This is a genomic window from Euzebya rosea, assembly GCF_003073135.1.
Classification (GTDB): domain Bacteria; phylum Actinomycetota; class Nitriliruptoria; order Euzebyales; family Euzebyaceae; genus Euzebya; species Euzebya rosea.
Window position 1 is genome coordinate 182,705 of record NZ_PGDQ01000009.1, and the last position, 23,098, is coordinate 205,802.

The 23,098-nt window shown below is 69.8% G+C and carries 17 protein-coding genes; 12 read left to right on the forward strand and 5 right to left on the reverse strand.

Annotation, left to right across the window (positions count from 1 at the left end; genetic code table 11):
• Positions 1–29 precede the first annotated feature (29 nt).
• From CUC05_RS14055 to CUC05_RS14065, 3 genes are all read left to right on the forward strand, one after another.
• Positions 30–1,712, forward strand: a complete 1,683-nt coding sequence (locus tag CUC05_RS14055; RefSeq protein WP_157965559.1) for a tyrosine-protein kinase domain-containing protein — start codon at positions 30–32, stop codon at positions 1,710–1,712.
• A gap of 78 nt (positions 1,713–1,790) precedes the next feature.
• The gene (locus CUC05_RS14060; RefSeq protein WP_108666743.1) at positions 1,791–3,116 is read left to right on the forward strand and encodes a UDP-glucose dehydrogenase family protein; all 1,326 of its coding nucleotides are present in this window, start codon (positions 1,791–1,793) and stop codon (positions 3,114–3,116) included.
• 145 nt (positions 3,117–3,261) lie between these two features.
• Positions 3,262–3,939 (forward strand): sugar transferase, encoded by a 678-nt coding sequence (locus tag CUC05_RS14065; protein ID WP_157965560.1) that lies wholly within the window; start codon positions 3,262–3,264, stop codon positions 3,937–3,939.
• A 9-nt stretch (positions 3,940–3,948) separates the two neighbouring features.
• Here the strand turns inward: CUC05_RS14065 and lhgO are convergent, their stop codons facing one another.
• On the reverse strand, positions 3,949–5,124 hold the full coding sequence (lhgO, locus tag CUC05_RS14070; RefSeq protein ID WP_420810906.1) for an L-2-hydroxyglutarate oxidase: 1,176 nt from the start codon (positions 5,122–5,124) through the stop codon (positions 3,949–3,951).
• A gap of 98 nt (positions 5,125–5,222) precedes the next feature.
• Here lhgO and gmd point away from each other — a divergent pair, with 98 nt between their 5' ends.
• From gmd to CUC05_RS14110, 8 genes are all read left to right on the forward strand, one after another.
• A complete protein-coding gene (gene gmd / locus CUC05_RS14075) occupies positions 5,223–6,275 on the forward strand; it encodes a GDP-mannose 4,6-dehydratase (RefSeq protein WP_108666746.1) in 1,053 nt (350 codons plus the stop codon).
• Entirely contained in the window at positions 6,268–7,248 is a 981-nt protein-coding gene (locus tag CUC05_RS14080; protein WP_108666747.1) for a GDP-L-fucose synthase family protein, read from the forward strand. The genes gmd and CUC05_RS14080 overlap by 8 nt, the downstream gene beginning before the upstream one ends.
• Complete coding sequence (locus CUC05_RS14085) at positions 7,245–8,036, forward strand: WecB/TagA/CpsF family glycosyltransferase (RefSeq protein WP_157965561.1); 792 nt, start codon at positions 7,245–7,247, stop codon at positions 8,034–8,036. Before CUC05_RS14080 ends, CUC05_RS14085 begins: the two co-directional genes overlap by 4 nt.
• Positions 8,033–10,324 (forward strand): glycosyltransferase, encoded by a 2,292-nt coding sequence (locus CUC05_RS14090; protein WP_170128015.1) that lies wholly within the window; start codon positions 8,033–8,035, stop codon positions 10,322–10,324. Before CUC05_RS14085 ends, CUC05_RS14090 begins: the two co-directional genes overlap by 4 nt.
• Positions 10,321–11,859, forward strand: a complete 1,539-nt coding sequence (locus tag CUC05_RS14095) for a lipopolysaccharide biosynthesis protein (RefSeq protein WP_170128016.1) — start codon at positions 10,321–10,323, stop codon at positions 11,857–11,859. The genes CUC05_RS14090 and CUC05_RS14095 overlap by 4 nt, the downstream gene beginning before the upstream one ends.
• A gap of 108 nt (positions 11,860–11,967) precedes the next feature.
• Positions 11,968–13,065 (forward strand): glycosyltransferase family 2 protein, encoded by a 1,098-nt coding sequence (locus CUC05_RS14100; protein WP_108666750.1) that lies wholly within the window; start codon positions 11,968–11,970, stop codon positions 13,063–13,065.
• 273 nt (positions 13,066–13,338) lie between these two features.
• A complete protein-coding gene (locus CUC05_RS14105; protein ID WP_157965562.1) occupies positions 13,339–14,712 on the forward strand; it encodes a right-handed parallel beta-helix repeat-containing protein in 1,374 nt (457 codons plus the stop codon).
• Complete coding sequence (locus tag CUC05_RS14110) at positions 14,713–16,044, forward strand: O-antigen ligase family protein (RefSeq protein ID WP_108666752.1); 1,332 nt, start codon at positions 14,713–14,715, stop codon at positions 16,042–16,044. It abuts the gene before it with no gap.
• Positions 16,045–16,110: 66 nt separating this feature from the next.
• Here CUC05_RS14110 and CUC05_RS14115 read toward each other — a convergent pair whose 3' ends face one another.
• Positions 16,111–18,609 (reverse strand): cell wall-binding repeat-containing protein, encoded by a 2,499-nt coding sequence (locus CUC05_RS14115; RefSeq protein ID WP_108666753.1) that lies wholly within the window; start codon positions 18,607–18,609, stop codon positions 16,111–16,113.
• A 133-nt stretch (positions 18,610–18,742) separates the two neighbouring features.
• On the reverse strand, positions 18,743–20,323 hold the full coding sequence (locus tag CUC05_RS14120) for a right-handed parallel beta-helix repeat-containing protein (RefSeq protein ID WP_108666754.1): 1,581 nt from the start codon (positions 20,321–20,323) through the stop codon (positions 18,743–18,745).
• A gap of 74 nt (positions 20,324–20,397) precedes the next feature.
• On the opposite strand from CUC05_RS14120, the gene CUC05_RS14125 reads away from it, so the two are divergent.
• Positions 20,398–21,279, forward strand: coding sequence for a glycosyltransferase family 2 protein (locus tag CUC05_RS14125; protein WP_157965563.1), 882 nt, complete (start codon positions 20,398–20,400; stop codon positions 21,277–21,279).
• A gap of 6 nt (positions 21,280–21,285) precedes the next feature.
• Here the strand turns inward: CUC05_RS14125 and CUC05_RS14130 are convergent, their stop codons facing one another.
• Both CUC05_RS14130 and CUC05_RS14135 read right to left on the reverse strand, forming a co-directional pair.
• The gene (locus tag CUC05_RS14130; RefSeq protein WP_108666756.1) at positions 21,286–22,425 is read right to left on the reverse strand and encodes a glycosyltransferase family 4 protein; all 1,140 of its coding nucleotides are present in this window, start codon (positions 22,423–22,425) and stop codon (positions 21,286–21,288) included.
• A complete protein-coding gene (locus CUC05_RS14135) occupies positions 22,422–23,078 on the reverse strand; it encodes a PIG-L deacetylase family protein (RefSeq protein ID WP_108666757.1) in 657 nt (218 codons plus the stop codon). Before CUC05_RS14135 ends, CUC05_RS14130 begins: the two co-directional genes overlap by 4 nt.
• Between the last annotated feature and the right edge of the window lie 20 nt (positions 23,079–23,098).

A 23,098-nucleotide genomic window follows, 5' to 3' on the forward strand; every position in this document is an offset into this window, starting at 1 on the left:
TCACGCGGAACAGGCGGTACGCTTCCGGCGTGGAAGAACAGATTCGCCGTGGCCCAAGCCTGCTCGAGTCCCTGTGGCGGTACCGCGTCATCGTGATGGGGGTCACCTTGGCCATGGGGGTGGTCGGCTACCTCGTGGGGCTGCAGGAGGCCGAGAGCTACGAGGCCGAGGGAACGCTGTTCCTGGCCGACCCGAACCTCGGTGACGACCTCCAGGGCATCGTCGGGTCGCGGATCTCCGCGGAGGAGTACGTCCCACGTCAGTCGGCCCGCATCCAGTCGCGCGCGGTCCTGCAGGAGGCGGTGGAGCTGACGGGCAACCGCGTGTCCGTCGACGACCTCGAGGAGAACCTCGACATCGATGCCTCGATCGAGACCCTCGAGATCACGATCCTCGTCCAGGACGCCACCGCCGAGGGCTCCGCAGAGCTGGTCAACGCCATCGCCGAGGCCTACCGGAGCCAGCGTCGGGAGCAGGAGGAGCTGCGGGCCGAGGACGCCGTCGCGGAGCTTCGCGCGCAGCAGACCCGGTTGGAGGAGGAGCGAAACACCCTCCAGCAGAACCTCGAGGCGGATCCGGGGAACATCGCCCTGCCCTTCCTCATCCAGTCCCTTGACGCGCGGATCCTCGACATCAGCGGCCGCATCGACGCCACGCTGCTCGAGGTGCGCCTGCGTGGCGACGGGATCGAGAGCTTCGAGACCGCCAATCCCCCGGAGTTCCCCGCTCGGCCCCGTCCACGCCTGACCGCGATCAGCTTCGCCTTCCTCGGCGCCGTCGCCGCGGCCATGTGGGCCTACTGGTACGCGTTCAAGTCGCAGCGCGTGACGTCGCGCACGGATCCCGAGCTCGTGCTGGGGGTGCCCCCGCTCGGCGAGATCCCGCTGTACCGCATGACGAGCGAGGACGCGCTGACCGGCCTGCTCAGGGTCGACCCTGCCGCAGCAGAGGCCTACGAGTTCGTCCTGTCCTCCATCGAGTTCGCCCTGGCGGACCTCGACGGGAAGTCGCTCCTCATCACCTCCACGCTGCCGGGCGACGGCAAGACCACCACCACGCTGCAGCTGGCGATCGCGGCATCCAGGGACCGTCGGCGGGTGGTCCTGGTCGACGCCGACATCCGCGCCCGCGGGCTGACACGGGTGCTGGGCGCCGACGACCGCGTGGGCCTGTCCGACCTGGCAGCCCTCGACCTCGAACCCAACGAGGTCCTGCGCCGCTACAAGTTCTCGGAGCAGTCCCAGATCCCCGTGGTGACGGCCGGCCAGCGTCGTGGCGATCCGGCAGCACTGCTGCGGACGCATGCCTTCCGCAAGGCGATGGACCGCATCGAGGACTCCGCCGAGCTGCTGATCGTCGACTCCTCGCCGTTGCTGGCGGTCGCGGACGCCACCATCGTCGCCGGTTCCGTCGACGGCATCGTCATCGTCGTCAGCCACGGCACACCCTTCAGCGAGCTGCAGAAGGTCCGGGAACGGCTCAAGTTCGTGTCGACCCCGCTCCTCGGCTATGTCTTCAACCGATCCGACTCCTCCACGGCGGGTGCGTACGGCTACGGCTACGGCGTGGCGGAGGACGACGACGGCCAGCGGCGGCTGCTTCCGGGCTCCCGTTCGCGGCAGGGCGCCCGCAACGACGAGGTGCGCGAACCGCGCCCCCGAAGGCGCGGTGATTCCGACGACGGCCCGGTCGGACACTCGAAGGCCTCGTAGGCCCGTCTAGCATCCTCCTGTGCGCGCAGCAGTCAGCGCGCCGCTTCAACCACACACGCAACGCCAAGGACAACATCCGTGAACGTCGCCGTCATCGGTGTGGGCCATGTCGGCCTGGTCACCGCCGCCACCATGGCCAAGATCGGCCACAACGTCATCGGCTTCGACATCGATGAGTCGAAGGTCGAGAGCCTGCGCAACGGGATCGTGCCCTTCCACGAACCGGGGCTGCAGGAGCTCCTGACCGCCGGGATGGACAGCGGTTCCATCCGGGTCACGACCGACGCCGCCGACGCGCTCAGCGACGTCGACGTGGTCTTCATCTGCGTCGGCACCCCACGTCGCGAGGACGGGTCGCCCAACCTGACCTACGTCCAGTCCGCCGCGGCCATGGTGAGCACCCACGCCACCCGCCCGACGGTGGTCGTGGAGAAGTCCACGGTGCCCGTCCAGACGGGGGAGCGCATCCGGCAGGCGCTCACGCTGCAGGCCCAGAGCCGGGGCCAGTCGCTCACCCACGACGTCGTGTCCAACCCGGAGTTCCTCAAGGAGGGCACCGCGGTCGAGGACACGCTGTATCCCGACCGCATCGTGGTCGGTGCCGACTCCGCCGCGGCACACGAGGTCATGCGTCGCCTCTACGAGCCGCAGCTTGCCGCCCACGACTGCCCGTACGTGGCCACGGACGTGAAGACCGCCGAGCTGATCAAGCACGCCTCCAACGCGTTCCTCGCCACCAAGATCAGCTTCATCAACGCCGTCGCGCGGATCTGCGAGGCCACCGGCGCGGACGTGGAGACCGTCGCCGACGCAATGGGCCACGACGGTCGGATCGGGCGGTCCTTCCTCAACGCCGGGCTCGGATACGGCGGATCCTGCTTCCCCAAGGACGTCGAGGCCTTCATCCACATCGCCAGCGACCTCGGCTACGACTTCGGCCTGCTCCGCGAGACCGAGCGGATCAACCGCGAGGCCAAGCGGTGGCCCATCGGGCAGCTGCGGCGGATGCTGTGGAACATCGGCGACAAGACCATCGCGATCCTCGGGGTGGCGTTCAAGCCGCACACCGACGACATCCGGGATGCGCCCGCGCTGGACGTCATCGACGCCCTGGTGGCCGAGGGCACCACCGTCCGGCTGCACGATCCGGTTGCCCTGCCCCACGTGGCCGACCGGTGGGGCCGCGCCGTCGTCCTGTGCGACAGCGCCGAGGAGGCGATCCGCGGTGCACATGCGGTCGTGACGTGCACCGAGTGGCCCGAGTACGAGAAGCTGACCCCGGCGCAGCTCGCCGAGTGGTTGGAGTTCCCGGTGGTGGTCGACGCCCGGAAGGTCTGGGACCCCGAGGCACTCGCAGCGGAAGGCCTCAACGTGGCGTCCGTCGGTCGGCAGCTGCTCGGCTGACGAGGTTGGCCAGCAGGTCACCCTCCGTCGGGGACTCGGGGGTTGGAGTCCAACAACCCTCCGGATAGGATCACGGTCCGTGGAACACGATTCACCGCCCGGTCGGGCGCGGCAGGGAGCACGGGGAACTGCAGTCGCTACCGACGTGACCATCGACCTGACCGATTCACGTCTGTCGGTCGATCCGGTGTGCGCCGACACGGTCGTGCCGGTGTCGGACTCGGTGTACCTGCGCTACGTCAAGCCCGCGATCGACGCGCTGCTCGCGGCCGTCGCGCTGCTGCTCGCCCTGCCGGTGATGGCGGTCGTGGCCACGGTGGTCTTCGTGAGCCTCGGTCGACCGATCCTGCTGCGGCAGGAACGCGTGGGGCGTGGTGGCAAGCGGTTCACCGTCTACAAGTTCCGGTCCATGCATCCGGACCGGCGCGGTGGTGGTACGGACTGGGACGGCATCGACCGTCGGGTCACGCACAAGCACCCCGACGATCCCCGCCTCACACCCTCTGGCCGCCTCCTGCGCAAGCTCTCACTGGACGAGCTGCCACAGCTGCTCAACGTGCTGCGCGGTGACATGAGCCTGGTCGGCCCCCGCCCCGAGCTGCCGACCATCGTCCAGCGCCACTACGAGCCGTGGCAGCACCGGCGCCACGCCGTCAAGCCCGGCATCACGGGGTTGTGGCAGGTCTCGGAGCGGGGCAACGGGATGATGCACGAGCACGTCGATGTCGACCTCGACTACGTCGATCAGGTCGGACTCGGCACGGACCTGCGGATCCTGATCCGGACGCTGCCCGCGGCCCTGATGTCCAAGCAGGGGTACTGACCCGCTGAGTCAGTCCACGAGCCGTTCGGCGATCTCCGCGCCGATGGCGAGGCTTGCCGTGGCGGCGGGAGACGGAGCGTTGAGCACGTGGACCGTCCGGCCGACACGATGCATCACGAAGTCGTCCGCGAGGCTGCCGTCGGGGTACAGGGCCTGCGCCCGCACGCCCGAGCGGTACGGCTGCAGGTCCTGGACGCGGAGGTCCGGGGTCATGCGCCGAAGGGCCCTGGCGAAGGCCCGTCGTGACAACGAGCGGGTCATCTCCCCGACGCCGGTGCGCCAGTGCGCCGCAGCCAGGCTCCGCATCCCGGGATCCGTCGCGATCTCGCGCAGGTCCCGCAACGACCGGTCCTGCCAGGTGTAGCCCTCCCGAGCCATTGCGAGCACCGCGTTGGGTCCAGCGAGTACCTCCCCTGACACGTGTCGGGTCAGGTGGACACCGAGGAACGGGAAGCGTGGGTCCGGTACGGGGTAGATGAGGGACCGGCACAGCTGCCGAGCCTCCGGGCGCAGGCGGTGGTACTCGCCACGGAACGGGACGATCGACACCGGCGGGGCTTCGCCGGACACGGCCTCCAGCAGCCGATCGCTGTGCAGGCCGGCGCAGGCCACCAGGCGGTCGGCCAGGACGTCGCCCCCGGTGGTGTGCACGACCAGGCCGTCCGGTCGCTCGGTGGTGCCGAGGACGGTCTCCCCCGTCCGGATCGTGCCGCCGCGCTCCCTCACCAGCGTGGCGAGTCGCTCGGCGACGGCCACGAAGTCCACGATGCCGGCGTCACGGACGTGCAGCGCCTCGACACCGCGCACCGCTGGCTCGAGGCGTCCGAGCTCGGCCCTGTCGACGAGCGACGCGTCGACGCCGTTCGCGCGCCCACGCTCGGCGATGGCGTGCAACCCCGCGCGTTCGTGATCCTCCACGGCCACCACGACCTTGCCGCACAGGTCGTGAGTGATGTCGTGGGTGCGGACGAAGTCGAGCAGGAGCTCCCGGCCCCGACGGCACAGGCGGGCCTTCGCCGACCCGGGTGGGTAGTAGACGCCGGAGTGGATCACCCCGGAGTTGCGGCCGGACTGATGGCGGGCGACGCCCAGTTCCTTGTCGATGACGGTGACGGGGACATCGGGCCACCGGGTCGCCATCGCATGGGCCGTTGCCAAGCCGACGAGACCTGCCCCGACGACCACTGATCCGGGACGTACGCCCAACGGAACCCCTTTCCTCGCGATGTACCATCCATCGCCGTTGCCCAACCGTAGTCCACTTCGAGTCAGGACCTTCATCCGTGACTGAGACACCTCGCGCGTTCATAACCGGGATCACCGGACAGGATGGTTCGTACCTGGCCGAGCTGCTGTTGGCGAAGGGGTACGAGGTGCATGGTCTGGTGCGTCGTGCGTCGACGTTCGGGACCGAGCGGATCGACCACCTGTACCTGGACCCGCACCTCGATGCGGCGCGGATGTTCCTGCACTTCGGTGATCTCTCCGACGGCAACTCGCTGACCCGGTTGATGCTGGATGTGCAGCCGACGGAGGTCTACAACCTGGGTGCGCAGTCCCATGTCGGGGTGTCGTTCAAGAACCCCATCTACACCGTCGACGTGGACGCGCTGGGGACGTTGCGGCTGCTGGAGGCCTGTCGGCAGCTGGACACGCCGCCGCGGTACTACCAGGCGTCGTCCTCGGAGATGTACGGCCAGGTGCAGGAGGTCCCGCAGTCCGAGACCACCCCGTTCCACCCGCGCAGCCCGTACGGGTGCGCGAAGGTGTACGGGTTCTGGCAGACGGTCAACCACCGTGAGGCGTACGGGATGCACTGCTCCAACGGCATCCTGTTCAACCACGAGTCCCCGCGGCGTGGTGAGACGTTCGTCACGCGCAAGATCACCCGGGCGGCGACGCGCATCAAGCTGGGCCTGCAGGAGAAGCTGTACCTGGGGAACCTCGACGCCCAGCGTGACTGGGGGTTCGCGGGTGACTATGTCGAGGCGATGTGGCTGATGCTGCAGCAGGACGAGCCCGACGACTACGTGGTGGCGACGGGGGAGATGTACTCGGTGCGGGAGTTCGCCGAGCGGACGTTCGCCCTGCTGGACCTGGACTGGGAGCGCTACACCGGCATCGACGAGCGGTACATGCGCCCCGCGGAGGTCGAGGAGCTGCTCGGTGACCCGACGAAGGCGCGCGAGCAGCTGGGCTGGAAGCCCCGGCACTCCTTCGACGAGCTGGTGGAGATGATGGTGGAGTCCGACATGGAGCTGGCCAAGCGCGAGCGTGCGCTGGTCGACGCCGGGCTGGCGACCATCGAGTGGCAGCAGGGTCCCGACCGTGAGTGAGCGGACCCAGCTCAGCGGCAAGCAGGTGCTCGTCACCGGTGGGGCCGGATTCCTCGGTCGCAAGGTCTGCGAGCGACTCGAGGAGGAGGGCGCCGCACCGGTCGTGCTCCGAAGCGCCGATGTGGACCTGACCCGTCAGGCGGAGACCGAGGAGTACCTCGCCGAGCTCCGGCCGGACATCGTCATCCACCTCGCCGCCGAGGTGGGGGGCATCGGGGCCAACCGGGACAACCCCGGCCGCTACTTCTACGCCAACGCCACGATGGGCATCCACCTCATCGAAGCGGCCCGCGTCACCGGGGTCGAGAAGTTCGTCCAGATCGGTACGGTCTGCGCGTACCCGAAGTTCACCCCCATCCCGTTTCGCGAGGAAACGATCTGGGACGGGTACCCCGAGGAGACCAACGCCCCCTACGGCGTGGCCAAGAAGTCCCTGCTGGTCATGCTGGAGGCCTACCGGCAGCAGTACGGCTTCAACGGGATCTACCTGCTACCGGTGAACCTCTACGGGCCGGGCGACAACTTCGACCTGCATTCCAGCCATGTCATCCCGGCCCTGATCCGCAAGTTCACCGCGGCGGTCGACGGCGTCGACGGGGCGGCCACCGATGTCGTCGAGGTGTGGGGGACCGGGGCCGCGAGCCGCGAGTTCCTGCATGTCGACGATGCGGCCCGCGGCATCCTCATGGGCACCCGGGACCATCACGACTCCGAACCCGTCAACCTTGGGTCGGCGCACGAGATCACCATCAAGGACCTGGTGGAGACCATCGGTCGCCTCACCGGTTTCGACGGCGAGATCCGGTGGGACACGACCAAGCCCGACGGCCAGCCCAGGCGCAAGCTCGACACGTCACGGGCCGAGGCCCGGTTCGGGTTCGTCTCCGAGATCGGCTTCGAGGAAGGACTTGCGGGCACCATCGCGTGGTGGCGGGCGAACCGCGACGCGGTGATGGCCGAGGAGCGATCGTGACGCTCCCGCCCCGGGTGGACCTGCTCGGGGTCCCGTTGTCGGCCACGTCCTACGCGGACGTGCTCGAGCTCATCGACACCCCACCCGTCGGCGAGCGGGCCCGCACCCTCGCCTTCTGCAACGTGCACTCCGTGATGACCGCTCGCGGTGACGAGACCCTCCGCACGGCACTCCGCGAGCTCGATGTCACCACCACCGACGGCATGCCGTTGGTCTGGGCCCTGCGCAGGCTCGGTGTACCGGACCAGGAGCGCGTCTACGGCCCCGACCTCATGGAGATGGCGTTGCCCCACGGCGTCGACCGTGGCTGGCGCCACTACTTCTACGGGGCCGCTCCGGAGACACTCGAGAAGCTGCTGGCCAACGTGCGGGCGAGCGTTCCCGGGATCGACATCGTCGGCTCCCACAGCCCGCCGTACCGGGCCCTCAGCGAGCAGGAGGAGGAGGAGCGGCTCGCGGAGATCCGCGACTCGGGCGCCACACACGTGTGGGTCGGTCTCGGCATGCCCAAGCAGGAGCTGTTCGTGCACCGCGTCGCCGACCGGCTTCCCGGTCAGACCCTGCTCGCGGTCGGCGCCGCGTTCGACATGCACGCAGGCGTCGTCTCGCAGGCCCCCGACTGGATCCAGGACAAGGGCCTCGAATGGGCCTACCGGTGGGCGCAGGAGCCACGACGGCTGACGTCGAGGTACCTGGTCAACAACCCGATGTTCCTCCTGCTGCTCGCCCTCCAGCTGCTGCGTTCCCGCCTCGGAGGACACGAGCCGACGATGGGCTCGACGCGATGACGATCCGCGTCCTCCACGTCCTCGACGTGCTCCGACCCTCCGGGGCGGAGACCTGCCTGCGAATCGCCGGCGACATGTGGGCAGACCTCGACATCGACTGCGACGTCCTTGCCACCGGGGACGAGCTCGGCCCCTACGCCGCGCCCCTGCACCGCGCCGGCTACCGCACGGCCCATCTGCCGCTGGACCCGTTCACGGACTTCGCCCGGACGTTCCTCCGCCTGTTGCGGACCGAACGGTACGACGTGGTCCACATCCACATCGAACGCGCCAACTTCTACGTCGCCGCCCTCGCGCGGTTCGCCGGGGCCCGGGTCGTCCAGCACGTGCACAACGTCTTCGCCTTCGACGGTGCCCACGGACTCGAGCGTCGGGTGCAACGGAACCTGATGCGTGCGGCAGGGATCCCATTCCTCGCGGTCTCCGACGACGTCGTCGAGAACGAGCGGGACCGGTTCCACATCGATGCGACCACCTTCCTCAACTGGGCCGACCTCGAGCGCTACCAGCCGGACGCGGCGGCCCGGGGACCGGCCCGGGAGGCCCTGGGGATCCCCGCCGAGGCGTTCGTCCTCGTGTCGGTGGCCAACTGCCACGACTTCAAGAACCACCTCACCATGGTCCGGGCGATGGCCCAGCTCGACGACGGCGTCAGGTGGCTGCACGTGGGGTCCGGCGGGCTGGAGGAGGAGGAGCAGGCGCTGGCACGCGAGCTCGGCGTGGAGAAGCGGATCAGCTTCCTCGGGCAACGCGACCCCCTCCAGGCCCTGCGGGCCGCCGATCTGTTCGTGATGAACTCCCACTACGAGGGGCAGGGCATCTCCGCCATCGAGGCCCTGGCGTCGGGACTGCCGGCGGTGCTGAGCGACGTCCCGGGCCTGCGGAACCTCGGGGACATGGGTGTCCCGGCTCGCTGGTGCGGCACCGACGCCGAGAGCCTTGCCGCTGCGATCGACGCGAGCCGTGCAGCGCCACCCACCGGGACGCTCGACGTGCTCAGGTCGACCTTCTCGCCCGACGCCCGTGTCCCCGCGCTCGCACGGGTCTACCGCGACGTGACCGGTGACCGACCGGCCACAGCGTCGGAGGCCCTGCCCTCGACGGTCCTGCCGGACGCGCCGATGCGCGTGGGCATGATCAGCCCCCTCTACACCGAGCCGTTGCTGCCCCACCTCGATGCCGATCCGTCGACGGTCCCACCGGGGATCGGCGGCCCGACCCCCACCGACCTGACGGTCTCCCTCATCCGTGCCGGGCATCACGTCAGCGTCATCACGATGGACTCCACCGTCGACCGTCCCGTGCGGTTCACCGGCCCCCAGCTCGACCTGCGCATCGTCCCGATGCGCCCGATCCACCGCGGTCGGGACGCCTATCGCCCCGAGCGGCTGGCCATGCAGGCGGAGCTCGCGACCATGGACCTCGACATCGTGCACGCCCACTGGAGCTACGAGTTCGCGATGGTGGCCGAGCACGCACGCGTCCCGCACCTCGTGACCGTGCACGACTGGGCGCCGCTCGTCGTCAAGTACAACCCCATCCCGTACTGGTGGGCCAAGCTCGCCATGAACGCCAAGGTGTTCGCCGGCCGCCCGCCCATGACCACCCCGTCGCCGTCTGTCCATCGCCGACTTCGCGCCATCGGTTTCCGCAACGTGCGGCTGATCCCCAACGGCCTTCGCCTGGATGCCACGGGGCTGTCCGACCCGCGATCACAGCTCGGGAGTCCGGCGACCCTGCTCAGCGTCACCAACGAGTTCTCGGGCCGCAAGAACACCGCGACCCTCCTGCGTGCCTTCGACATCGTCCGGCGGCGATACCCGGGGACGACGTTGCGGCTCATCGGGGCCGATCACGGCCCTGGGGAGAAGGCCGAGGAATGGGCCGCCGAGCACGGGCTGACCAGCGGCGTGACCTTCCTCGGGATGCAGTCCCGCGAGGACGTGCTCCGCGAGATGCGGGAGGCCGACCTGCTCGTGCACCCCGCCCGTGAGGAGCCGTTCGGGTTGGTCATCATCGAGGCGATGTCCCAGGGGCTGCCCATCGTCGGTGGCGAACAGTCCGGGGGCGTCCCCTACATCCTGGACGACGGGGCGTTCGGCATCCTCGTCGACGTCGACCGAGCCGAGCACATCGCCGCAGGGGTCTTCCGCTACCTGGACAACCCCGAGGACTACGTGCGGTTCTCCGCGCTCGGCCTCCAACGCGTGGCCGACGCCTTCGACAACCACCGCATCACCGACACCTACGTCGAGGCCTACCGGGACCTGCTGGCCGGTACGTGGTGACCGAGGAGCAGGCTCCCGACGAGGGCAACCTGACCAGCCGGGTCCTCGGCGGCGTCACCTGGAGCGTCGGGCTGCGGGTGCTCGGACTCGTCGCCCAGCTCGGCTACACCTCCGTCATCGCCCGGCTGCTGGACCCGGAGGCGATCGGCCTCGTCGCCAGCGCCCAGGTCGTCCTGCTGGCGGGACAGCTCGCCGCCGAGCTCGGCATCGGCCGGGCGCTGGTGCAGAAGACCACCCTCAGCCAGGAGGAGGTCCGCGCCGGCTTCACCGCATCGGTCGTGATGGGTGCCACGCTCACCGCCATCCTGTTCCTCGCGGCGCCCGCAGTCGCGGCGCTGTTCGGTGACCCGGGGGTTGCGCCCGTCACGCGTGGACTGTCGTTCGTACTGCTCGCCACGACGTTGGGCACCACCGCCGAGGCGCTGCTGCTGCGGGACATGCGCATCCGCGCGGTGGCCACGCGCGAGTTCACCTCCTTCGTCGTCGGCTACCTCGTGATCGGGGTCGGATCGGCGCTGGCGGGGTTCGGCGTGTGGTCCCTGGTCGCCGCGGCCGTCTCCAAGGCGGTCCTGCTGTCGGCATCCGCCCTGCTGATCGCCCGCCACGACATGCGCCCGCTCCTGGCCTGGGCGCCGGTCCGATCGCTGTACGCCTTCGGCAGCCAGGTGTCGCTGGTCTCCGTGGTCGAGTACCTCACGCAGGCCGCGCCCCCCACCGCGATCAGCCGCTTCCAGGGTCCGGCCCAGCTGGGGCAGTTCAACCAGGCCAACCGCGTCCTCGAGCTGCCGTTCACCAACATCTCCCAGGCGATCGCCGATGTCCTCTTCCCGGCCATCAGCCGGATCAAGTCCGAACGAGATCGCGTCGGCGGCGCGTACCTGACGGCCCTGGCCGTCACGGGTTCGATCCTGCTGCCCACCGCGGCCGGAGCCGGAGTCGCCGCCGAGGAGATCGTCGCCGTCCTGCTCGGTGATCAGTGGGGCCCCGCCGCACGCGTCCTGCCCGTCCTGGCCGTGTACTCGGCCGTCATGATGCTGACCTACTACGCGGCGATCATCTGCGAGGCGATGGGGGTGCTGAAGCAGAAGATCGTCATCCAGGTCCTGACGCTGATCATCCTCGGAGTCGGATTCGTCGTCTTCTCCGACGCCTCGTTGCTGGCCCTGTCGGTGGTCATGCTGGTGGCCGCTGTCGGGCGGTTGCTGGCGTACTGGGTGGTCATGCATCGTCAGCTCCGGATCGGCGCCCTCGCGCAGCCCGCTGCGCTGGCCGGCCCCGTCCTCGGCGCCGTGCTCGTGGCCGGTGCGATCGGTGGCTGGACGGTCGTCGGCCGGGGCATGGACCTGCCGGTGCTGCTGACCCTCCTGGGCCAGATCGTCGTGGGCGCCACGGTGCTGGGCGCGGCGTACTTCTTCGGGCCCCTCCGCGGCGTCCGTCGCGAGCTCGTCGTCCGACTCGAGTTCGCCGGCCTCGACGAACGGAGCGGCACGGCTCGTCGTCTGATGGCCGTCATGCGAAGCGGACTCGGTGGATGATATGCATGTGTCCGCTTGGACGGGCGCCACGCCGACGACGGCTGTGGACGAGGGGATGGACCATCACATGTTGACCGCAACCGAAACCACGAGGCAAGGTTTCGGACCATGTTGCTGAGCATCTGCGTACCCACCAGGAACAGGCCGGACATGGTCCGCGGGCTGCTGCAGTCACTCCTTGCCCTGGACCCCAGCGAGCTCTCGGTGGAGATCCTCGTCGGGGACAACTCCACCAACGACGAGACCGAGGCGCTGATGGCGCAGTTCCCGTCGGTGGACTACGTGCGGAACGTGGGCGACCTCGGCCCGTACGGCAACTTCAACTCCCTCATCGCCCGTGCCTCGGGCGAGTGGATCCACCTGATCGCCGACGACGACGTCGTCGAGCCGGGCTATCTCGACGGCCTCGTGCAACCACTGCACGACGATCGGGCCGTCATCGTCACCGGCCGCGTCGGGTTCGTGGGCGGGACCCCCGCGGACACGGCGGCGGCCGCAGAGGTCCAGGCCGCCCAGTACGCCCGTCTGGGCCGCATGGGGATCGAGTTCCCGAGCCGCATCGACGGGGTCGAGCTGATCAACCGTGCGCTCATCCACGGCTGTCCCTTCGAGTTCTCCCACACGCTGGTCAGGCGCACGGCCGTGATCGCCTCGGGAGGATTCGACCGTCGCTTCCGACTCCAGGGCGACTACGACCTGTGGCTTCGGCTGCTCGGCATCGGCGATGCGGTCTTCGCCGACGTCGAGATGGGCGCCTTCAGGGTCTACGACGCGAACATGCTGGCCGACCGCGATGCCCAACGTGCCTACCGGACCGAACGCCTGCTCATCCGGCTCTCCGAGCTCGGCCGGCACCTGGACCTGCTGGCGCCCGATGTCCGGGGCGCCGTCATCGCGGCCGTTCGCAAGGACATGGCGCGGGTCCGCACGTTCACGCGGATGGGGATCGGGGGCCCCACCGCCGACGGAATGCTCACCTCCGAGCTGCGCCGGGCCACCGATGCACTGGAGCAGGCGGGGCTCGGCCGTTCACTGGAGCCGGTCCTCGGTGAGGTCATCGCGCACACGCCGGGCGGGATGCTCAGCACGCTGTTCGGGTTCGCGGATGCCGTTCGGTCGTTCCTCGGCACACCCCAGGACGGGGGGGAGATCGGCGAACGCGCACCCGTCCCCGGCGGGACGGTCCGCCAGCTGGTCACGCGCTGAGCGCCCGGAAGGGCCTGGGGCCCGTCGCGGTACGATCGGTCCACGTTGCTCATGTCCCAACGCGGCCGCCCGCTGCTCCCGACCACCCTGATCGTCGCGTGTGTGGTGGCGTCCGCCATCGCGCTGGCGGTTGGGTTCCGCGCGTGGCCGGGCGCAGCCACGCAGAAGGATGTCGTTCGGACAGCAGCAGACAGTCCTGACCCAGTCCCCCCGACGGCCGGCAGCACGTCGGAGGCCGCCGTGGCCGAACCGGGTGCCAGGATCGGGGAGCTGGTGCGTGCCGATGACCGCCCCGTGGTTCGGCTCGAGGTGGGCGACGACTTCGCCGCGGCAGTCCGCGCCCACCCCCCGGGGACGACGTACGTGATCGCCGCGGGACTCCACCGTGGACAGGTCGTGGTGCCCGACAGGGGTGACACCTTCCTCGGCGAACCGGGCGCGGTCGTCAGCGGCAGCGTGGTCCTTCCCACCGACGGCTTCCGCCGGAACGGGTCGGTATGGGTCCTCGACGGTCGAACCGAGTGGCCGTTCACCCACAACGGCGCGCTGCACGGCGTCACGGAGGAGGGGGCCAGCCGGGCGGCCTCGAACCACGACCTCTGGTGGGACGACGTCCGCCTCGACCACGTCGAGACGAGGGGATCGGTCGACGCGAGCGGCGAGTGGTACTTCGACTACGACGCCGACCAGCTGGTCGTCTTCGACGATCCCTCCACCGCTCGTGACCTGGAGCTGGCCGTCCTCGAGGAGTTCATCAGCTCGGAGGCATCGGACGTCACCATCCGCAACCTCGAGCTCGAGCGCTTCGCCACCCCCGCCCAGCACGGCGTCATCCAGGCCGAGGGCGCTCGCTGGCACATCAGCGACGTCATCATCCGTGAGGCACACGGTGCGGGGGTCAGCCTGGACGACCGATCGATCCTCGAGCGAGCGACCGTCATCGGGAACGGCCAGCTCGGCGTCGAGGCGACGCTCGGGACCGACGTGGTCGTCCGCGACAGCGTCATCGCCGACAACGGCCAGCTCGACTACCTGTGGTCGTGGGAGCGGGGAGGGCTGAAGTTCAAGGAGACCAGCGGGGCCGTGGTCCAGGGCAACCACGTGCACGGCAACCGGGGGCCGGGCATCTGGTTCGACCTCGGCAACGAGGACGTCCTCATCGACGGGAACCTGGTGGAGGGCAACACCGTCGCTGGGATCTTCTACGAGATCTCGTTCAGCGCGACGATCAGCGACAACGTGGTCCTCGACAACGGTCGGGAGGAGCAGCTCAGCAACCTGGGGTCGGGGATCTTCGTCTCCATCTCCTCCGATGTCCTCGTCGAGGGCAACGAGACGGCGGGCAACCACCAGGAGATCGTCGCGGTGCACGCCGATCGGGCCGAGGAGATCGGTCCTGGCTACGCTGTCGAGCGCCTCGTCGTGCGCGACAACCACGTGACCCTGGGCCGCGACGGCGCGGTCGGGCTGTGGGTGGACACCATGGAGTCGGTGTTCTTCTCCGATCGGGGCAACGTCTTCGAGGACAACACCTACGTCGTGGACGGGTGTGACCGCTGCTTCCAGTGGGACAACGAGCTGATGGACTACGCGGCCTGGCAGGCCGCAGGCAACGACCTGGCCGGCGTGCTGGAGGAGGAACGGTAGATGTTGGGACTCGGTGTCGAGGTGCTGGCGGTCCTCGCAGGGTTCGCCCTCCTCGGACTGTTCGTGCTGGACCTCACCCTGGAGCGACAGGACGTCCCGTGGATCTTCGTCTGTGCGATCGCCCTGGCCCGTGAGATGTCCGACCCGCTGCCGGCCATCAACGCCGCGGGGATCGCCATCAACGGCGAGGACATCATCCTGGCGGTTGCGCTGCTGGTCGTCACCGGATGGCTCTTCCGCGGCATGGCCCTCCAGACGCCGCAGACGCTCATGGCCCTCGCGGTACTCCTCGTGATGATGTCGGTCCTGCGCGGTGCGCCCGAGTTCGGGCTGCCGGCCGCCATCAACGAGGCCCGCGAGACGCTCTACTTCCTCGGCGCCGGACTGCTGGGCAGCTTCGCCCCCGTCGGCCCCAAGGACCGTCGGCGCCTGATGAACGGATGGCTCGTCCTGTGTGGTGGCCTGGCTGCGCTCGCGATCCTCCGATGGGGCATCGTCTTCAGCGGCCTGCCGTTCCGCGGGCACTGGTACGAGTCGGAGTTCGCGGGCCTCCGAGTGCTCGACAGCAACGGGGCGCTGGTCCTCACCATCGGGTTCCTCATGCTGCTGCCACGGCTGCTGCGAGGACGGGCGACGAGGTTGGAGCAGCTGGCGGGCGGATGCTTCGGCGTGGTCGTCGTGCTGCTCCAGCACCGTTCCGTGTGGCTCACACTGGTCGCGGGGACGGCGTACCTGGTGTGGGACAACCGCAAGCGTGTGTCCCGGACGATGGTGATGTCGGTGGGTGTCGGAGTCGTCGTGTTCGGGCTGGTCAGCCTCCTCCTCGTGGACTTCGCCGCCCTCGGTGAACAAGCAGGTCGGGCTGACGCCACCAGTGACAAGACATGGCAGTGGCGAGTCTCCGGCTGGGCCGACCTCCTCGAGGAGTCCGGCCCGGTGGGACCCTTCGAATACCTCTTCGGTGTTCCCTACGGATCCGGCTGGGAGCGGTCGGTGTCCGCGGGCTTCGACGTCGACGTACCCCCCCACAACTTCTACCTGGAGATGCTCCTGCGGATCGGGTTGGTCGGCATCCTGCTGGTCGTCGCGGCTGGCTGGATGTCGGCGCGGCGCCTCCGGCATCACGAGCTCGAGGTCGACGACGGCTACCTGAACGCATCGGTGATGCTCACCATCCTCACCATCCAGGCCCTCTACTCGGTGCCCTACAACCTGGGCATGGAGCAGGGCTTGCTGTTCGGGCTGGCGATGGCCATCTGGGCGGATCCGCAGCGGCGCATGGGACGGGGCCTGCACCTCGTGCGGCCGGGCGACAGCCTCGTCCGCCGCTGACCCGGTCGGGGAACGACGAAGGGCCCGGCCGTCGTGGCCGAGCCCTTCGAGGGAGCTGGACTGTGGTTACCCGCTGCCGTAGGGGCGGGTCCGGAACGGCGCCGGTGGGGCCATCGCGGTGGCGTCCACGGGGAGGAACCGACCGTCGGTGTCGAACCTGAGCTGACCGGTCCACTCCGGAACGGTGACCTTCCGTCCCCACCAGAAGTGCTCCGCACGATCCTCGCGCAGCCGGTAGACGTTGGACTCCCACACCAGGTCGTCTCGCTCGTAGCGCTCCGGTTCGTTGGTGGTGACCCGAAGGCCGGGGAGGTAGGCGTCGATCCGGATGTCGTTGCTGTGCACGTACAGGTCCGCGATCTCCAGCACGCCGAACTCGCCGCTCGGGATCCCGTTGTGGTTGGCCATGATCGGGAACCGGTTGCTCTCCAGGACGTTGGAGCGAACCTCGGTGTCCGGTGAGTTGGACACCCAGATGCCGCCGCCGAGGTCACCGAACGCGAAGGCACCGTTGGCGCGGGAGACGTTGGAGTCGACCAGTGCGGTCACCGTCTCCTCGACGAGGATGCCGGCGAACTCGTTGTGTTCGGTCAGGTTGGAGACCCAGTGCGGGTTGTTGCAGTCCAGGTCGCACCACAGGCCGGGACCACGGTTGTGGTGGGCCCAGTTCTGCAGGAAGACGCTGTTGACGGTGTTGGTCATCTTGGCGCCGCCGGCCTCCCAGTCCCACCGGTAGCCGACCTCGCCGTTGAAGGCGAACTCGTTGCCCTCCAGCACCACGGGGGCCTGGGAGCCGTCGGGCAGGTGGTCGCCGCCCGTGATGCCGATCTGGCCGTTGTGCGCCAGCCGGGAGTCGGCCACCCGCGTCCCTGCGCCGGTGCGGACACCAGCGGACTTGGACTCCATGACCGTGACGTGATGGATGTTCCACGCCCAGCCGTTGTGGGCGTCGATGGCCCCGACCTTGGCTGCCGTGGCGTACCGGCGGATCTCGAGGTGGTCGATCTCGACGTCGCGGGCCGTGGACCAGAACGCCCAGGGGGCGACCGACAGCTGGAGCTGTCCGAGCGTGGCGGGATCCTGGCCGAGCACGATCACGTCGTTGGCGGTGTCGAGGTGCCACTGGTCGGGCAGTGTCAGTGACCCCCGCTGGCCGGTGTGCGCGAGGCGAGTGCGCCCAGCGAAGAGGTCGGTCTGGATGAGCTCGCCCTCACGGCCCTCCTCGGCCTCGGCGATCGCCGCGGGGGGCGGCGGCTCGAACGTCACGCCCGGCACGACCCAGCGCCCGTCGCCGTCCTGATAGGCCTGGCTGGTGTCGATGTCGATCGCGCCGAGCAGCACGGCTCCCGTCTCGCCGGTGAACCGGTCGCCGTCCTTCGGCTCGACCTGCGTCAGGCGGTGCTCGCCGGCGGTGAAGACGTAGGTGGTTCCCGGGGGGTTGGCGTCGACGATGGCCTGCGCGTTGGCGCCGGGGGTGATGCGAACCCCGGCCGGCGGCGACCATGGTGCGTGGGGGGTTGCCAGGTCGGTGAGCTCGAAGTCCACCTCGGTGGGCAGCTGGCCTCGCTCGCCCACGATGTTGACCTGGTCGAGGTGTCCGGTGCGGGCCAGGATCCAGTCACGACCGACCGACGTCGACCAGACGTGGGGGTTGACGTAGAGCAGCACGCCGCCGAGCGTGCCGGCGGTCGCGCCGGCGACCAGTGCGTCCTGCCAGTTGGCGCCGTTGACCAACCACACGGTGGACAGGTCGGCACCGGCGGCCTCGGTCGCGTCAGCGACCGACAGCGACGTGTGGTATCGCGACACGCCGTCGAGTCGGGAGACGTCACCACGCGCCCACAGCTGGTCGGAGACGGCCCGGCTCACGGCAGCCTCGCCGCCGACGATGGTGATCGTGTCCGGCGCGTCCGCAGCCAGCGCCGCGTCGGTCTCGGCGGGCAGGTCGCCCTGCCGGCTCAGCAGGATCGGTGCGCCGAGCAGCGCGGCGTGCTGGGAGACGGCGACGGCATCCTCCCAACCACCGATGTGTCCGGCGCCCTCGCCCCGGACGACGAAGGGGTCGGCGTTGCCCCCGTTGGCCCGGACGAAGTCCAGCGCGGCAGCCGCGGTCGCGAAACGGTTGGGGCCCTGGATGCGGTCGATCTGCGTGACGCCCCATCCGCGCAGCTCGTCCACGACGGTGTCGCCGACAGCAGCGCTGCCACCCATGACGACGACCCGGCTGGGGCTGTAGTGCTCGATCTGCTCCCACACGTGGCGTGGCATCGTGTACTGGTCGGTCAGCAGCAGTGGCGCATCCAGCAGGGCGGCGACCGGCGCAGCCGCGAGTGCGTCGGCGAACTGGTCGGCACGGGCCATGACGACGGTGTCGGAGTCGGGCCACATGCGGCGGGCGACCACCGTGCTGATGCCGGTCCCGGTGTCGGCCTCGAAGCGTTCGACGTCCCAGCCGGTGGACTGGGCGTCGGCAGGTGGGGCCACCGGGACCATCACGGCGATCAGGGCCACGAGGAGGACAACGAGGGCAGCGCGGAACGAACGAAGCTGGAGAGAGGGCGTCATCGTTCGGTAACGGTAAAGGCCGACCCCACGAATTCGCCGCTACCGAACGGACAGGTCAACGCCCGGAAATGGCGGGAGGAATTCGACCTCGCGCGACGGATGTCGCAGGGTGTCACGCTGGGCGCGAGTCCCCCTACGCAGCGTGCCCGTACCCGACCGCCTGGTAGGGGGTGCGGATGGGGTTGCCGCCGGTGCTGGAGGCACCCGCGAAGCTGGCGTTGACGTCGAAGCCCATCGACTGCCAGGAGGAGAAGTCGTGGTCGCCGTTCCACCAGAACGCCGCGCCGCTGTCGACCTGGCGGTAGGTGTTGTCCTGGAAGGTGTTGCCGCGCTGGGTGTAGAACTCGTCCTCGCCGGTGTAGACACGGAGGCCGGTCGGCTTGGTGCCGCCGAGCGTGACGGCGTTGTGGTGGACGCTCAGCCCGGTGGTCTCGTAGCGGCCGTACGCGCCGGCCCCGCGCTCGTAGTGGGTGGCGAGGATCTCCAGGCGGTTGTCGGAGAAGTCGTTGTGCATGACCTCGACGTCGGAGGAGTTGGAGACCCACAGGCCGGACCCGATGTCGCCCCAGCCGTCCGCCCCGTTGCGGGTGACGCGGTTGTCGGCGATGGTCGCGCCGTAGGAGATCTCGACCATGACACCGATCAGGTTGTCCGAGACGAGGTTGGAGGTGATGACCGAGTCGCGGTTGTCGATGTCGAACCACACCCCGGGGCCGAAGTTGTGGTGCACGTAGTTGTTGGTGAACACCATGCCGGTGGTCTCCTTGAACTTCGTGCCGCCGCCCTCCCAGCCCCAGTGGTACTGCAGGGTGCGGTTGTAGGAGATCTCGTTGCGCTCGACCACGATGCCCTCGCCGTGCCAGGCGGTGACGCCGATCTGGCCGTTGCGGGTGATCAGCGAGTCGGTGAGGGTGGCGCCGGGGCCGAGGGTGATGCCGGCGCCGTGGTTCTCCGCGACGGTGACGTGGCGGACCGTCCATCCGTTGCCCTGGGTGTGGATGGCGCCGTGCTGGGCGTAGGAGCCGTAGCGAAGGACGGTGATGTGCTGGATGGTGACGTTGTCGGCGTCGGAGCGGAACGCGTGCCACGGGACCGACAGGGACAGGGGCGTGGAGGCCGGGTCGGTGCCGACGACGACCTGGTCGGCGGCGTAGTCGAAGAACCACTCGCCGGCCGAGTCGACCTCGCCACGGCTGTTGACGTGCTGCAGGCGGGTGTCCCCGGCCCAGAGGTCGTTGTTGGCCGCGTCGCGGGCGAACCCGTCCTCGGTGCTGCCGTGGAAGCCGCCGTCGAAGACGAACGCCTCGGCGGTCTGGCCCCCGGCGACCCACACGTTGCCCTGCTTGCTGAAGGCGTCGGCGGGGAGGGTGACGGTGCCGGTCATGATGGCGCCGGCGTCACCGGTGTAGGTGTCGCCGTCGCGGGGGGTGATCGTCTGGGCGACGTGGCGGCCGGCGGCGATGCGGAAGTGGGTGCCGGCGGGGTGCTGGGCGATCGTCGAGGCGAAGTCGGTGCCGACCTCGAGGACGACCTCGTCGCCGGTGCGGGCCGGCGGGGCGGCGGGCGCCTGCGGGGCGTCGGCGGGGGCAGCGGCAGTGCTTCCACGGCGGCCGTAGTACTCCTGCGCGCTGGCCGCGGGAGCGGCGAAGGCGACGATGAGGAGGACGAGGAGCGCGACGATCCCGGTGCTGCGACGGTCGGTAGAAGTTGCCATGCAGAGGGTAACGGCACGCTCTGTTAGCTCCTTGACACAAAGTAGTGACGGGTTCCGGGCGTTACGGTGTGCGGATGCCCGATGCCCCTGCTGCACCGCCGGTTCGCCTGGCGGTGGTCATGACCGTCTTCAACCGTGCGGAGCTCACGCTGCGCTGTCTCGAGGGCCTGCACGCCCAGCACGCCCTGGATCGCGTCGACCTCGACGTCGTGATGGTCGACGACGGCAGCACCGACGGGACCGCAGCGCGTGTCGCCGACGCCTTCCCCTCGGTTCGGATCCTGCGTGGGGACGGCCAGCGGTTCTGGAACGGTGGCATGCGGATGGCCTGGGCGGACGCCCTGTCGCGCGATCCCGACGTCACCCTGTGGCTCAACGACGACACCATCCTGTACCCCTCGGCCCTGGGCACGCTCCTGGACACCCTGGAGTCGACCGGGGGTGTCCCCGTCGCCGGGGCGGAGGTCATCGTCGCCGGCGCCACCGTCGACCCGGAGGACGGGCAGGTCAACTACAGCGGGGTCACCCAGCACCCGACCAGGCGCCTGCGCTTCGACGTGATCGAGCCAGACGGCCGCCCGCAGCGGGCCGATACCATGAACGGCAACGCGGTGCTGGTCCCACGGGCCGTGGTGTCACGCCTCGGTACCCTGGCCCGCGCCTACACCCACTCGATGGGGGACTACGACTACGGCCTCCGTGCACGGCTGGCCGGGATCCCGATCTGGGTCACGCCGGAGGTGGTGGGCGACTGTCCCTCCAACCCGGGGTTCGTCCCCTCGGGTGACGTCGCCGCGGACCTCGAACGGCTGCGGGGAACCAAGCACCTGCCCACCGACGAGTGGCAGACGTTCGCCAAGCGATGGGCAGGGCCCGCGTGGCCTGCCTACTGGGTGTCTCCCTACGTCCGCCGGACCGTGGCCGTCCTGCGCGCGGCCGTCGGCGGCGGCGACTGACCGGTCCTAGCCAGCAGCAGCCCGCCGAGCTGCCCCGAACAGGCGTGCCGCCGCCATCGACGGTCGGTGGCCGGCCATCCGCTCCTCGGCGCGGGCCCCGAGCTCGCTGATGCGTGCCGGGTCCGCCAGTAGTCCGGCGAGCGTCGCCCTCGTCGCGTCGACGTCGTGGGGGTCCACCACCAGCGCCGGATCCACCAGCGCGTGCGCGCCTGCCCATCGCGAGCACAGCACGGCCGTGCCCACCGCCATGGCCTCGAGGGCCACCATGCCCCAGGTGTCCTCGTGGGTCATGAAGGCCAGCAGGTCGGCGGCCGCCAGGTGGGCGCCCAGCTCCTCGTAGGGCACCCAGCCGACGAGCTCCACCAGGTCCTCCATGCCCTCGTCGGCGATCAGCTGTTCGATGGCGTCGGCCTGTGGGCCCGCCCCGACCAACCGGACGCGGACCCGCCGCCGCAGCTCCGCGTCCAGGCCCGCCACGACCTCCAGCAGGGTCAGGACACCCTTGCGTGGCTCCCACCGGCCGACGCTGAGCAGCGTGACCGTGCCCTCAGGAGCGGCGGGTGGCGGGGTTCCCCCCGCCAGGGTCGAGGGGTCCGGGACCATGTAGGGGACCTGCTCGACCTCGCCGGCAGGGATGCGCAGGTGCTCCTGCAGGTAGTCGCGCCCGCCGGGGGAGTTGGTCACGATCGCGTCGGCGGCCAGCGCGACGCGGCGTCGCTGCGCCGTTCGGCGGGGATCGTCGCGGAAGTCCACCCTGGGGGAGGACCCCTCCCACAGCAGCACCACCCGCCAGCGCGCGAGCGGCCGCAGGGCGAGCGCGATCATCGTCCAGAGCGAGAAGCCGCTCGTGATGACCACGTCGGGCCGGAACCTACACAGCTCCGCGGCGATGCCGGGGGACAGGACCATGACCCCGCCGCCGTAGTCGGAGTCGCTGTCGCCGGATGTGGTGACCCGGCGCTTCTCGCCGACGACCGTCACGCGACCGGCCGGGTGGAGCTCCTCGTCGCGGATACCACGCCACGGCATGGCGGTGAACAGCCGAGTCTCCTCGCAACGGCCGGCGAGGTCGTCGAGGACCGGCTTCCAGTAGGCGCCGAGCTCGACGGTCGGCACGACCAGCGCGATCCGGGGCTGCCGGCTCACGGGTGCACGACCACCTTGGCCGTCACGAACGCCTCGGCCCACCGCGCACGACACTCCACGCCCCGCAGCCGGGGCAGCGCACGGAACAGTGCGTCGTCCCACCAGTCCCGCCCGGCCTGTGAGGGGAAGTGTTCGTGGAGCAGCGCGATCTTGCGGTCCACGAGCTCGTCGTCCAGCGGCACGTAGAGGCTGGGCTGGATCGTGTCGCCGTCGTACTTGGGGATCTCGTAGCCCCAGATGGCGTGGTCGCGGAACGCGGTGGGCAGCAGCGTGGCGACGGTGTCGTGGTCCTGATGGGCGTCACCGGGGCGGGTGGCGAGGATCAGATCGGGGTCGACGTCTGCCGCGAGGTCCTGCAACGACTGCTTGACGGCCCCCCAGTGGGCGGGGAAGCGGCCGTCGGGCAGGTCGAGCACCGTCACGTCGACCGATCGTGCGTCGCTGCAGAACGCCGCCGCCGACGCTCGAGCTTCCTCGGCACGGTCCGGGGTGGCGCTGAGGACGACCCATCGGACCGCGAGGGTGCCGGGGTGCTGGCCGAGGACACGCAGGATCGTGCCGCCCGCCCCGATCTCGATGTCGTCGGCGTGGGCACCCACGGCCAGGAGCACGGCGTCGGGACGGTCGAGGGCGGGGAGGTGATGGGCAAGCACTGGCGATCGATGCTACGGGA